The sequence below is a fragment of the Stutzerimonas nosocomialis genome (genome assembly GCF_005876855.1).
GTDB lineage: Bacteria > Pseudomonadota > Gammaproteobacteria > Pseudomonadales > Pseudomonadaceae > Stutzerimonas > Stutzerimonas nosocomialis.
The window spans coordinates 68,671-82,180 of record NZ_QLAE01000001.1; the positions used below are offsets into that span (position 1 = coordinate 68,671).

Sequence of the window (13,510 nt, forward strand, 5' to 3'; positions counted from 1 at the left end):
GTCCTTGCGTTAACCGGAAAAGTTGAGCGAGCGCTTGGGTTTGCGAGGTGAATTGAGTACCTCGCCCGGCTGAGCCTGCTCCAGCAAATTCCCCGCCTTGTCCTTATCTGCCGCTCCCGGCAACACCGGTGGCTTGATCTTGATGCCTGAGCCCTTGCCCGGTGCCCCGCCGGCGTTGATCTTGATCATCGGGCCGCTGACGGTGATGCCGCCCGGGTCGAGCTTGATGAAGCTGCCGCCGGCGGTGAGGGTCAGTTCGATTCCGGCTTCGATGACCATTTTCTGGCCGGCCTTGAGGTGGATCTCGCGGCCAGCCCTGGTCAGTTGGGCGGTGCCGAGCTTGATGTGCTGGGTCTGGCCGACGGTGAGGTGGTCGTCGGGTTTGACTTCCACCTTGCGGTCGCCGGTGACGGTCAGGTGTTCCTCGGCCCGGAGTTCGGTGAAGCTTGCGGCCTCGATGGTGTCGTGGCGTTCGTGGCCGATGCGGATCTTCTGGTCGTGCTCGATGTTCTCGTCCCAGTCGCGCTGGGCATGGATATAGATCTGCTCGGCGCCCTGGCGGTCTTCGATGCGCAACTCGTTATAACCGCCACCGCCGGGCGAGCTGAGGGTCTTGAAGACGCTGCGGGTCTTGTTGGCCGGCAGGTCGTAGGGGACGACGTGCTCCTTGTGGTACAGGCAGCCGGTCACCAGTGGCTGATCCGGATCGCCTTCCAAAAAGGTGACCAGCACTTCCATCCCGACACGTGGGATGGCGATGCCGCCGTAGCGGTCGCCGGCCCAGCTTGAACTGACGCGTAGCCAACAGCTGGTCTTGTCATCGGCGTGGCCGTGACGATCCCAGAAAAACTGAACCTTGACCCGACCGTATTCATCGCAGTGGATTTCTTCGCCCGCGGGGCCGGTGACCACCGCGCTCTGGCTACCGAGCACACGCGGCTTGGCGTGGATCAGGACCGGGCGGTAGGGGACGTCCCAAGGGGTGGCGGTGAAGTGGTTGCGGTAGCCCTGAGTGAAACCGTCACCTGACTGACCGTCGCTTGTCACCGATTCTTCGAGCACCTGCGGCTGTTTGCCTTCGTGGAGCACTTCGGTCAGCAGCCAGAGGTCGTTCCATTCACGGCGTGGGTGGTCGGCGATTTCCAGCAGATGGCCGCTGACCAGCCTGGGCTGGTCGCTGTCGCCTTCGGCCTGGCGGTAATCGGCGCGGTGGCGCTCCAGCGCGCGCTGGGACAGGTGCCTGCCATGGGCGCGGTCGGTGAAGCGGCCGGGGTAGTCGTAGTCTTCCAGGTCCGGCGCTTTCTCCTGGCCTGTGGATTGGCCCTTGTGGTTGGCTTCCATGAGCAGGCGGGGCTGTTCGAAATCGTAGTCGCGGCGGGTGACCCGGCTGGTGCGGGTTTCCAGCCGTACGGCGAAGCGCTTGATCACCGGCTCGTCGGCGACCAGGCCGCTGTCCTGCAGGTACGCGGTGGGCTGCCCGAGTCTGGGAAAGCTCGTCTGGTCGTCGCCGAACACCAGTACGTGCCCCTGCTCACTGTGCTCGAAGTGGTAGTGGATGCCTTCTTCCTCGCACAGCCGCTGGATGAAGTGCAGGTCGGTCTCGTCGTACTGGGTGCAGTAGTCGCGCTCGGGATAGACCACCGGACCGAGCTGGAAACGGTAGGCGTCGGCCTGGATACCCTGGCCTTCGAGCACCTGGGCGATGATCTGCGGCACGCTCAGGTGCTGGAAGATGCGCTGGTCGGTGCGATGCGCGAGGTAGGCGAGCTGCGGGACGATGGCCAGTCGGTAGCGGGTCAGGCGTTTGCCGGATTCGCCCTGGGCGACGCGGTGGATCAGCCCGTGGATGCCGTTGCCGGCCGGTGAGAGCGCGAGGAACGCCGGCTGATGAAGCAGGCCTTGCAGGTCCAGATCCGGGCGTTCGCTGACCAGCTCCAGGTCGAAGCGGTAGGGCTGGCTGATGGCCTCTCGCCCGGTGAAGGCGAGCACCTGCAGGTCGTGTGTGACGCCTTCGATGGTGAGGCTGAAATGGGTGTCATTGGCCGCGTTGAACATGGCGCTTCCTTGTACTCGTGTCATCCATGGGTGCGCCCGAACCAGCGCTGCAGACGGCTGGGGGGTGGGCGACGGAAAAGATCCAGCAGTTCGGCGACGCTGACCTGTCGCTGCGCCGGTTCGAAAGCCAGGGCGCGGCGCAGCGCCGGCCAGCAATGCGGCGGCAGCCTGGACGGCCGTTGCAGTTCGCCGTCCAGCGCCATGGCCTTGGCCTGTTTGGCGCTCAGGCGACGGAACGGGTGGCTGCCGCTGGCCAGCTCGAAGAGCAGGCAGCCCAGCGCGTAGAGGTCGGTGGCTACCGAGAGGTCACCGCCGTCGAGCAGCTCCAGCGCGGCGTAGCGCGGTGTCCATGCCGTGAAACGGTTGCGCGAGAGGCGGGGCAGGCCGGGCAGCACGCCTTCGAGCGGTTGCCCGAGGCCGTAGTCGAACAGGCGCAGGCCATCGTCGGCGAGCATCACGTTGCTCGGTTTGAGATCGCCATGGATCACGCCGCGACTGTGGGAGTAAGCCAGCGCCTCGAGCAGCGGCAGGGCGATGTCGCGCAGCTCGCCCCAGGCGAGGCCGTCGGGGCGCTCGCTGAGCAACTGGTCGAGGGTCGGCCCCTTGAGCAGTTCGAGGGTGATGAAGGCGCGCTGGCTGGTGGCGTCCACGTCGAAGCCGAACAGCCGCACGACATGGCGGTGGCTCAGTCGGGCGGTCAGCGCGAACTCGGTGTAGAGCAGCGCATGGGCGTCGGGGTACTCGGCGAAATCATCGCTCAGGGTCTTGAGCGCGACGTAGGGTTCCGGATCGCCGAACTGCTCCCGCAAGAGATCACGCGCCCGGTAGACCGCGCCCATGCCGCCCACGCCCAGCAGGCGCTCGATCAGGTAGCGCCCGCAAAGTACCTGGGGCAGATCGCCAGCCGCGATGGCGGCGGCAGACGGTACCTGGGGCGTCGGTTCGGCCGCCGTGGCGGCGAAGGCGAAGTAGGTCAGGTCGGAAGCCGGCCCGGCGCGCAGGGGCTCGTTCATCGGCGTACCACCACGGCACTGAGGTTGTCCCGCGCCGGGCCGTCCAGGGCCTGGTCGAACAGTCGCTGCAGCGCGAGGCCGGACGACGGCGAATCGAGCGCCGCGCCGAGGGCGTCCGGCGACAGGCTCTGGTAAAGCCCGTCGCTGCACAGCAGGAGGGTATCGCCCGGGTAGACGTCGAACTCGAGGATATCCAGCACCAGCTGCTCGCTGGCACCGATGGCGCGGGTCAGGGCGTTGGCCGCGGGATGGCGTGCGGCCTCCAGCGGGCTGAGGTGCTGTTCGTCGATCAGTTGCTGCAGCAACGAATGGTCGCGCGAGAGCTGATAGAGGCGACCGCCGCGCCAGAGGTAGCAGCGGCTGTCACCGGCCCAGACGCAGGCGGCGCGTTCGCCTTCCATCAGCAGGGCGACCACGGTGCTGCCGATCACCGGGTCGGGACGGTCCGCAGTGACCGTCAGCTCCTGCCCGAGCCGGCGGTTGAGGTCGTGCAGGCAGCGGCGCAGGCTGACCAGGCGTTCGGCCAGGCTGCCTTCGGGCAGCTCGGCCAGCTGCTCGACGATCAGGCGGCTGGCCAGGGCGCCGTTGTGGTGGCCGCCCATGCCGTCGGCGACGACCCAGAGGCCTTGCTCGGGGAAGTCGAGAAAGGCGTCCTCGTTGCGCGCGCGGACCTTGCCCCTGTCGGTCCGCGCGGCGCTGCGCCAGCCGTGGGCCAGGCTCGTGGTGCCCGTCATCACAGGGTCGCCGGCAGCTTGAAGTCGCGCAGCAGGGCGATGTCGAACGGGTTCGGCGAGCGCTGGCTGTGCAGCAGGTAATTGGCGTGGCGGCCGCCCAGGTTGGCCTTGAGCATCAGCACGTCGCGTCCGCTGTGGTAGTCGACCTGCATCAGGTCGAGCAGGCGGAACAGCGACCAGGGGCCGGTGTTCTTCTCGATGCCGACGCGGCGTCCGCCCAGCTCTTCGACCACCAGGCTGGTACGACCTTCGTCGGCGTCGGCAGGCCAGCTGAAGGCGGTCTGCACGATCGGTCCGTGGCGGTATTCCATCTGTTGGTTGCCGAAGCGGAAATCGGCACGGCCCAGGCTCGAATCCAGCGAATAGGGTTCGAGCTTGAAGCGGATCTGCGGCTCGTTCGGGTTTTCCGCGAAGAAGCTGCGGCGGATCGTCTGCGCATGGCCCATCTGCGCCAGGAACTCGCGCGACAGCGGCAGGCCGCGGCCGTCGACGCGGCGCAGCTGGTACCGGCCGGCGCTGCCGCTGACGAAGGGCTTGAGGTAGCGGTCGAAGAAGCCGTCGGCGACGCCCTGGGCCTTGAAGAACTCCCGGAAGTCGGCGATCGCCACGTCACTCTCGCTGTGGGCGCTGAACGGGTAACGCTGGCGCAGCGACCCTCTGTAGAACGCGTACAGCTCGCTCTGGTAGCGCTGGTTAAGGTAGTGGTAGGCGTCGTTGAGGACCAGCGTCCAGCTGTCTTCGGCGAGCAGGCCGAGCCAGTTGCCGATCGGCTGCGGCAGGCGGGCAGCACTGGCGCGCAGCTGGTTGATCGCATCGCGCTGGCCGCCCATGCGTGCCTTGGCCAGTTCGAACGCGGCCTGGTCCGGCGCGCTGGCGTGGGCCAGGCTCGCCAGTTGCAGGTGCAAGGCGTCGATGGCCTGCAGGGTCGGGGTCAGCTCGGCGCTGGCGCCCGAGTTGTCATCGAGCAGGCGGTGCAGGGGCTCGAAACGCCGCTCCAGGGTCTTGCGCGCGGTGTCCGGCAGGCTTTTGGCGAGCGCCGCCTGGGCCTGCTCGGCAGCGGCCGAGGCCAGTTTGGCGGCCTTGCCCAGCTTGCCGCTGGCGTCCTTGAGCGTGTCGGCAGCTTCCGCTGCATTGCCGGCGGCGTCGGCCGCGCCGGCAAAGCGGGTGTTGTCGCGCACTTCGACCAGCAGCTGCAGCAGCGGCGAGTTGGCGGCGCTCAACCCGCTGAGCAGCACCGCGCCCTGGGCGGCCCCGGCGATAGGCTCCAGCGTCAGTTGCGCGACGGCTTCGCCCCAGTAGTTGGCATAGTCGCGGAAGTACAGCCGCTCCATCTCGACCATCAGGCGGCCAAGGTCCTTGAGGCTCAGGCTGTCACCCTCGCCCAGCACCCAGTTGTCGCGCAGGATCTCGCGCACCAGGTCGCTGCCCTGGGCGACGTAGAACTTCTGGTAGCCGTTCTGGGTGTAGAAGCCGGGGATCGCATAGTCGCCGCCGGTGAACAGGGCGCCCTGGGGGCCGAGGCGCTGGCTGAAGCGATAGTCGGGCAGGCTGCGGGCCTGGTCGCGCAACATGCGGTACACGACGTTGGCCAGCGATTCGCTGCGCAATACCTTGCGCGCTTCGGTCACCAGTGGCTCGTTGAGGCGATAGGGCGCGAAATCTTCGCTGAGCAGCCGTTCGAAATGGGTGTTCAGGCCGTTCTGCGCCACGGCGTTGCCGGCATAGCGCAGCGACCAGTCGGCCGCCAGCCACTCCCGGAGGAAGGCTGTGTCGCGGCGCTCCGCCAGGTTGAGCATGAGGTAGGCGCGCAGGCTGCCGAGCAGGCGTTCGCGGTCGGTGAGGTTGGCGCGGATCTGAGCTTCGAGCTGGCGGCCGACCCGCGGCAGCAGGTGCTTTTCCAGCTCGCGGCGGTAGGCCTGATGAACCGTCGGGTCGACCTCCTCGCCCTGATAGAGACCGGCGCGGTGCAGATAGGTGACCTCGCCCTTGGCCGGGAATACCCGGGTGGCCGCGTAGCTGGTATCCAGCGCCTTGAGCGTGCGCAGCGCATCGTCCTGAGCGGTGATGCTCTGGTTCTCGCGTCCGAGCTGGTCGGCGAGGTTGCGCAGCTGTTCGAGTCGCTGGTGGTTGCCGGAAAAGCCGGTAGCCCAGAGCACGCCGAACAGGGCCAGGCAGGCGAAGCTCGCGGCATACAGGGCGCGCTGGCCCCAGTCGATCCGGCGTTCTTCCTTCTGGTCCAGTCCGGCGAGGTCGGCCTCGGGGAAGATGACCCGGCTCAGCAGGTGATTGATGAAGCGCGACCGGCCACTGCGGAAGGTCGGCAGCGCGCTGCTCGACAGGCCCAGGTTGCGACCGATGCCGCTGGTCAGCGGGTCCAGCGCGTCCTGCAGTTGCGGCGCGCTGGTCAGGTAGAAGCCGCGCAGCTGGCTGGCGCGCTGGTAGCGGTTGCCGGAGAACGCCAGCTCGATGAACAGGCACAGACGCTCGCCGATCTGGCCGAGCTGGTGGGGGAAGTCGAGGATGCGGCCGCGGCGCTGGGTGTCGCGCTCCTGGTGCATGCGCAGGATCACCTGGCTGTTGAGCCGGCGCAGCAGTTCCTCGAACTCGCCACGGACCACGTTGACATCGGTGCCGTCCTGCTCCTTGCGGAAGCTCGCGCCGAGTACCTGGTCGCTCTCTTCGCGGGACAGCTGATCGAAGAACTCTTCGAAGCCGAGCACCTTGTCGGCCTTGCTCAGCACCAGGTAGACCGGCACGTCGGCGCCCAGGCGCTGGTGGATCTCATGCAGGCGCTGGCGACTCTGGCGCGCCAGCGTCTCGAGTTCCAGTTCGCTCGATTGCAGCAGGTGCTCGACCGGGATATTGACCAGCACGCCATTGAGCGGGCGCGCGCGGCGGCGACGCAGCAGGCCGAGCAGCGTGTCCCAGGCCTTGCCGTCGACGGAGGCGTCGGGCTGGGTCAGGTAGCGGCCGGCGGTATCGATCAGCACCGCATGATCGGCGAAGTACCAGTCGGCGTAGCGGGTACCGGAGACGTCCTTGGTCAGGCGCTGGTTTTCGCCGCGGTTGAGGGGGAAATCCAGCCCGGAGAAGTCCAGCAGCGAGGTCTTGCCGCTGCCCTGGGGGCCGAGCAACAGGTACCAGGGCAGCTCGTTGCGCCATTTCTCGCTGCGCCCGCGGTACAGGCTCGAACTCTTGAGGGTGCGCATGGCGTCCCGGTAGCGATCACGCAGGACGCTCTGCTCCTCGGTGATCAGACCCTCGCGGCGCAGGCGCTCCTGCGCCTCTTCATCGCTGGCCTCGGCCTGTTGCCTGCGGGTGCTGCGCCAGCTGGCGAAGACGATGAACAGGCCCCAGGCCAGGCACAGGGCGGCGATGGTCAGCAGGCGGCTGGTCGAGGATTCCCAGAACTTGTAGTCGTTCACCGCCAGCAGCGGACCGACGAACCACACCAGCAGGGCCAGCATCAGCAGGACACACAGGCTCCATACCCAGGTCTTGCGGAAAAACGCGGCAAGCTTGCCGAAAAAAACCTTCATGGCATTACGTCCTTGTTACGACTGAGGCTCGACCTGAACGGTCGGATCGACGGGTTGGTACGGCTGCAGCACGGTGTCGCGCTGCTCGCCCAGTACCCAGGCGAAGCCTGTGTACAACATGCCGAGGCAGATCAGGGTGAACAGCGCGACCATCCACCAGGGCACGATGCGCACCAGGCGTCTTCGGGTGTCGCGCAGGCCCTGCCAGTGCGGCGAGACTTCGCGCGGCACGTCGCCGCGCAGCTGGCGGATCTGCCGGTAGAGGCTGTCGCGTACCGCTTCGAGTTCGAGCATGCCGCGCGGCATCACCCGGTACTTGCCCTCGAAACCCAGCGACAGGCACAGGTACATCAGCTCCAGCATCGGCAGGTGCTTGACCGGGTTGCGCGAGAGACGCTCGAGCAGCTGGAAGAACTTCTCGCCGCCGAAGGTCTCGTTGTGGAAGGAAGACAACAGGCTCATCTGCGACCACTCGCTCTCGTTGCCCCAGGGGGTGGTCACCACCGCTTCGTCGATCACGGTGCACAGCACGTAGCGCGCGGCCATCACCTGGCTGCTCTCGGCGCCGTCGTGCAGGGCGCGGTGTTCGAACAGCTTCAGCTCGCCCGACAGGCGCTGGTTCAGCGCGTGCAGGTCCTCGCCTTCGAAGCTGTGCTTGAGCCGCACCACTTCGGACAGCAGCGTGGAGGCCGCCGCGACCAGCGGGTTGAGGCTGATGTTGAAGCTTTCCGCCGGACGCAGGCGCGCGGCATAGATCATCCGCTCCTCGAGCTGCTCGAACCGGGGTGCGGCGTTGAAATCGGTCAGCGGGCTCTGTGCCGGGGCCTCGCCGTGGCGATTGAGGATGACCGTCTTGTCGTCCTGTCCGTAGTCCATTTCTCTGATCATGTCGGTCAGTTCCTGATCGCCCAGAATTTCAGCTCAAGCCCGGTGAATTCGCCGGACACGTGGAAGGCGAAGCCGCCGGAGCGCTCCAGCTGCGCCAGTTCCTCGGAGTTGAGCTCCAAGGCGAAATAGGTCTTGCCGGAGTGGAACGGGATCTGCCGCGGCGCTACCGGCAGCGGTTTGACCTTGATCCCCGGCAGGTGCAGGTTGACCAGCTGACGGATGCGTTCCACCGGGCCGACCTTCAGATGGGCCGGCAGGCGCTGGCGCAGTTCTTCGGAGTCGCACTGGGCGCTGGCGGCCAGCACGAACGAGGCGCTGCCGAGCAGCTTGTGGTCATGCAGCGGCGAGACCTGGATGCCGTACTGACGTTGCTGCAGCAGCAGCTCGACGGCGTGTTGCTCGAGCACCATCGACAGCACCTGGCGGATCGCATCCATCAGCTTGCGAAACGACAATCCCTGGTCGTTGTGCAGGTAGCGACCCTCCAGGCGGGGACGCTTGGTCTCGCTGGAGAAGGTCGCCAGTTCGCCGAGCAGGCCCAGCAGCTCACGGTAGATCTGTTCCGGATGGACGCGGTCGATGCCCAGGTAGTGGCGCAGCACCGGCTCGTAGCGATTGATCAGCTGCAGCATCATGAAGTCGCCGACCTCGGCGCCACCCACCTTGCCGGTGGCGCGAATCCGTTCGGCGAGGATGTCTCCGCGATGGCCGAGCATGCTGATCACTTCCTTGAGGCAGGACAGCAGGTAGCTGGAGGCCTGGAAGTCGATGAAGGTAGGGATGTACTCGGGATCGAGGCTGATCACGCCGTCGGGCGTGGTGTCGAGGATGTCGCAGAGCTTGAGCTTCACATAGGCCTGGTCGGCCTGCTGCTCGCCGAGCAACAGGCGAAAGTCCGGTCGGCCGGTGCTGACCTGGCTGCTGCTGCTGTCACCGGCATTGGAGTCGGCGACTTCCTCGTCGAAGGCGGTGTAGCGCGCCAGCACGTCCTTCTGCTCCGGGCGACGGCTCTCGATGTGGTTGCCGGTCACCAGCGGCAACGCGAGGTAGACCGGGGTGTTGCCGGTGTTGGGCGGCACGTCCAGGGCCAGCGGTTCACGCTCGGCGCCGATCTCGAACAGGCTGCCGTCGGGAAGAATCCCGCTGGCCTGGCTCAGCACCAGCTTGCCCATGTTGAGGAACTGGCGGTCGATCTCCAGCCCGAAGAAGCCCCAGGCATAGTGGCCGAGCTTCTGGGTGCGCAGCTTGAGCTGCGAGTCGTAGTAACGGTCGCTCTGCTGGAAATGCTGCGGACGCAGCAACATGCCTTCCTGCCAGATCACCTTGTTCATGCTCATGGCTCAATTCCCCTTCGCGAGCGGGTCGACGGACTGGATGCCGCGCTCGTCGAGACTCAGCTCGATACGGTTCTGCGCCCGGTGCTGCAGGGGTACGACGAAACGCCAGTTGGACTCCGGCAGGTCCCGGTAGGCGGCCAGCACGCCCACGTAGCGGCTGCCGTCCTGGACGAAGAGCTTGAGGTCGCGCTGCTCGCCGGGGCGCAGTTCCAGTTCCTCCTGGACCACCATGTCCGGCGACAGGGCTTCCTTGGGTCGCTGATAGAGCGAGAAGAAGTCGGCGTTCTCGAAGGCCACCGGGTGCTTGAGCTCGATCAGGCGAATCACGATGGGGGAGGGGCGACCGTTCAGGTCGGGGTTGAGCCGGTCGCTGCCCTGCAGCGACAGGTCGAGTTTGGTCAGCTCGGAATTGGGCGAGAGCGCCGAGCAGCCGCCGAGTGTGGCCAGCGCAGCGAAGACGGCCGCCGGAAAAAAGCGAGACATGGACATCATCCTTGAAGGTCGGTGTTGAGGGTGGCGATCAGGCGTACCTGCTCCTCGTAAGCCTGGGCGAAGTCTCGGGCGAACAGCCGCTCGCTCCAGTCGTCGTCGCGCTGCATGGCCAGATGCATTCGGCGATAGGCGCGCCAGCGGCCACCGGATGTGGCTATCAGCGGTTTGTTGTCGCGTTCGAAACGCAGGGCCAGCTGGTCCGGCGAGAGTTGCTCGAGCATGCCCTTGAGGGCCGCGCGGCTGGCGGCCAGCATCGCCACCTGGTGCGCCTGCAGATCGCGAAAGGCGCGGCCGACGGCCTGTTCGGCGGGCAACTGACCGGGCTTGCCGCCGCGCAGCAGAAGCGTCAGCGCTTCGCCACTGTCGATGCTGTGCTTGAGCGGGTTGTTGCCGGCGCTCTGTACGGTGGTCAGCGACAGGCGCATCTCGTTCTTCAGCTCGCCCCGGGTGCGCAGCGCCTGCTGCAGCCCGCCAACGCTCTGCCTGAGCAGGCTGGCGGCCTTCAGCGCCAGCGCCTGGCGGGCCTCTTCATCCAGCTCGTCCAGGTCGACGCCCAGCGCCTCGCCGAAGCGCGTCCAGAAATCAGGCGGCAGGCGCTCGGGCTCGGGCGCGGCCTTGGGTTGGGCGGCCGGCCTGGGCATGACCAGCTCGGGTACCTGCAGGTTCTCCTCATCGATCTGGGCATAGTCGCGCTGCTGGGCCTGCACCCGCGACGGCGCCAGCACGGCGGTCAGGTCGTCCACTTCGGCATAGACGCGCTCCTGCTGGTCCAGCGCGGTCAGTGGATCGAGGTCGAGAAACGCATCGTCGGGGATGATGCTGCCGGCCGGCTGCGGACGCCCGATATCCCCTTCGAACGACGCCGGGTCCTGGATCAGCCGAGCGCGAATTTCGAAATCACCCAGGCAGTAGACGCTGCCGTGCTCGATGCGCTGAGCCCGGCCCTTGTCCAGGCTGGCGCCGGTGTCCTTGAGCTGGATGCCGTTGCTGCTGGTGTCGGTGAGGAAGAATGCGCCGTCCCGGTAACTCACTTCGGCGTGGCGGCTGGACAACACGCGCTTGCGGTCCGGGATGACCCAGTCGCAATCTTCGGCCCGGCCAATGATGCCGCCGGCCTGCTTGAAGGTTTTCGTCGTCAACAACCCAGGCACGAACTGCTGTGCGCTGACCACATCGAAGACCAACTCCATGGTGATACTACTCCTGGCGGTCAGTTACCGCGGTTTACTGCTTGCGGGTCGCCCAGCGGGCGGTAGTCGGCATCGTTGAACTTGTAGTTGCCGGAACAGCCGACAAGGACGAAGGCGGTGACGATCAGGGCGAATGCGAAAAAGCGCTTGAGCACGCGATTTCCTCCTTGAATGCGTGAGCGGGAACGGCCGCGGCCGTGGTGAAGCGGAACCTCTGCATCTATTGAAGGTCACCGCGCCCGCAAGCGGGGTGATGGGGTTCACGAACCGGGGCGTCGACAATCGGAGATTGAGGCACCGCACGCTTTGGCGTGCGGGTTGACACGGTGCAGCACCAAGGCGGTTGTGTCTGTGACCCAGGCCAACCTGGCGCGGTCTTGGGCGGCTCAGAGCCGATACTCACTGCGTCATTGAGGTCCTGCTCGGGGCGTCCGGAAATGTGCATTAGCAGCCAGCACACCGTATCTAATTGATGCTTCATAACCCTAGGAACATACTGATCCAGTAGCCGGTCAGGCTGATGCGAGCAAAAGGACCGTTTTGAGCTTGCTGAGCGAATAGCAACTCAATCGAGTATATGTACAACCAAGTTGACGGCCAGGAGGCCCAATAAGTATTGATTCCAAAAAAGGCTGATGCATGTAAAAAGCCAGGATGTTGCTTCGTTCAAGCGAATATATTTATACCGAAATGATGGCCAAGAAAGCCAATAAACATGCTTACCCAGTGAATGATAAGACTGATGCATGTGAAGTAAAGCCAGGCAGCCAGGGTGCGACCGACATTGGGCCTTTTTAAGCCAAAAGTGTATTGAAAACTATAGCGGTGCATTCGGGAAAATCTGTCAAAAGGACTATGAGACTCCCATTCATAATTGGGAAGTCGAGAGAAATGTGGATCGAGCCGGCGTATTCCGTGGAAGCAGATGTAAATACCGTTGACGCCTCCGCTTACAAATAACAGAAACCATGCATAATAGAGGGCTTGCTTAAGCGTCAGGGCGTCGCTCATATCAGTTGACTCCCTGATAAATAATATCACCCATATATTCGCCAAAGCTGCCGCCTTCCGATCCGCCATAATAGGCGCCGGCAGCAGCGCCAGCGATTGCGATCACTGCGAGGGCGGGAGCTCCAACTGTGACCCCGAACGCGAGTGCGACTCCTCCCGCTACGGCAGTCGCTATTTGAGCGCCTGCGAAACCTCCGACTGCGCCGCCGCTTGCACTGCCTATGAAACCAGTTACCTGCATGTAGCCGGTTCGGGTGCAGGCTTGATCATTCCCGACTGTGCAAGCTTCCTGAATCTTGTTCAACCGAACGCCACCGTCGATGGCAATTCCCAAGTAGCCCAGCCGACTCGATCCCTTGGCCCAGCTAGAAATCGTGTTGATCCGTTGCCCAAGTTGCGGCACCTCGCCTCGCTCAGTAATTGCAGAGGCATTATGCAAGATCGACTTGGTCGATAGGCCAAGGGTGGACTTAATGCTGTCGTAATGACGGATATTGACAGTTGAAAGGGTCAAGCGGCCTAGGGAGTGATTCAGCTGACCGAATAGCTGCTGACGTTTGGCGTAGAACTCCGGGGAAAATCGGTTGGTGTTTCCGGTCCTGCGCAGTTCTTCCACATACGCGGCGTTTATCTTCTCCAGATTGCTTCTGACGTCTCCCAGCTGTCGTCCTGCCGCTGCGCTCAGCACACCCAGCGCGGTGCTCTGGTGGGATGCAACGGTTTCCAGGGAGATGTAATCCAGTACCTCCAGATGCCGCTTGACCGTCATGGCTTCATCAGGCGTCAGTTGTTGAATGCCTTCACTTGCAAGCTTCGCCTGTTCCCTTGCCTTTTCCAGGCGCTGCCGGTCGTCGTCGGTACGCGGCATGTTGGAGACGATGACGATCTCTCCGGGCAGTACCGTCTCCTTGAGGTGTTCGTTATTACGCTGGAACAGCGAGCGATGAAGAAAGTGCATTTCATTGCCGTAGATCTCCTCGTAGATCGCCTGGCGACGCTGCACCTTGTCGTTCCAGTAGAACGCCACGTCGAATGCAGCACCACTGCATTGACTGTCCTGAACGACTTGTCCAGATGTACAGCCGGGCCGGGCGGGTCCGGTCGTTTCAGGCACACGCAGTGTCTGTCCGGCCTGGATCTGGTTCGGGTTTTCGATCTCTGGATTCAGACGCAGCAGATTGCTGATGGTTGTACCGTGATCGCTGGCTATCCGGGCCAGACTATCGCCTCGCTGTATGCTGTATTCCATTG

General features: G+C 64.7%; 11 protein-coding genes. All 11 read right to left on the reverse strand.

From position 1 onward, the window contains the following. Window positions 1–9 precede the first annotated feature (9 nt). Complete coding sequence (locus DN824_RS00285) at window positions 10–2,055, reverse strand: type VI secretion system Vgr family protein (RefSeq protein ID WP_138406388.1); 2,046 nt, start codon at window positions 2,053–2,055, stop codon at window positions 10–12. Between the two features lie 20 nt (window positions 2,056–2,075). Further along, window positions 2,076–3,068 (reverse strand): serine/threonine-protein kinase, encoded by a 993-nt coding sequence (locus tag DN824_RS00290; RefSeq protein WP_174236454.1) that lies wholly within the window; start codon window positions 3,066–3,068, stop codon window positions 2,076–2,078. After that, window positions 3,065–3,802 (reverse strand): PP2C family protein-serine/threonine phosphatase, encoded by a 738-nt coding sequence (locus DN824_RS00295; RefSeq protein WP_138406389.1) that lies wholly within the window; start codon window positions 3,800–3,802, stop codon window positions 3,065–3,067. Before DN824_RS00295 ends, DN824_RS00290 begins: the two co-directional genes overlap by 4 nt. Next, entirely contained in the window at window positions 3,802–7,341 is a 3,540-nt protein-coding gene (gene tssM / locus DN824_RS00300; protein WP_138406390.1) for a type VI secretion system membrane subunit TssM, read from the reverse strand. The genes DN824_RS00295 and tssM overlap by 1 nt, the downstream gene beginning before the upstream one ends. A gap of 15 nt (window positions 7,342–7,356) precedes the next feature. Next, on the reverse strand, window positions 7,357–8,229 hold the full coding sequence (icmH, locus tag DN824_RS00305) for a type IVB secretion system protein IcmH/DotU (RefSeq protein WP_138406391.1): 873 nt from the start codon (window positions 8,227–8,229) through the stop codon (window positions 7,357–7,359). Window positions 8,230–8,234: 5 nt separating this feature from the next. Continuing rightward, complete coding sequence (gene tssK / locus DN824_RS00310; protein WP_138406392.1) at window positions 8,235–9,566, reverse strand: type VI secretion system baseplate subunit TssK; 1,332 nt, start codon at window positions 9,564–9,566, stop codon at window positions 8,235–8,237. A gap of 3 nt (window positions 9,567–9,569) precedes the next feature. Further along, window positions 9,570–10,049: a type VI secretion system lipoprotein TssJ gene (gene tssJ, locus DN824_RS00315; protein WP_138406393.1), complete on the reverse strand. Its 480-nt coding sequence runs from the start codon at window positions 10,047–10,049 to the stop codon at window positions 9,570–9,572. 5 nt (window positions 10,050–10,054) lie between these two features. Next, window positions 10,055–11,248, reverse strand: coding sequence for a type VI secretion system-associated FHA domain protein TagH (tagH, locus tag DN824_RS00320; protein WP_138406394.1), 1,194 nt, complete (start codon window positions 11,246–11,248; stop codon window positions 10,055–10,057). Window positions 11,249–11,268: 20 nt separating this feature from the next. Further along, window positions 11,269–11,376: a type VI secretion protein gene (locus DN824_RS00325; RefSeq protein ID WP_241666477.1), complete on the reverse strand. Its 108-nt coding sequence runs from the start codon at window positions 11,374–11,376 to the stop codon at window positions 11,269–11,271. A gap of 538 nt (window positions 11,377–11,914) precedes the next feature. Further along, window positions 11,915–12,259: a hypothetical protein gene (locus DN824_RS00330; RefSeq protein WP_138406396.1), complete on the reverse strand. Its 345-nt coding sequence runs from the start codon at window positions 12,257–12,259 to the stop codon at window positions 11,915–11,917. 1 nt (window position 12,260) lies between these two features. Next, on the reverse strand, window positions 12,261–13,508 hold the full coding sequence (locus DN824_RS00335) for a LysM peptidoglycan-binding domain-containing protein (RefSeq protein ID WP_138406397.1): 1,248 nt from the start codon (window positions 13,506–13,508) through the stop codon (window positions 12,261–12,263). Window positions 13,509–13,510 lie beyond the last annotated feature (2 nt).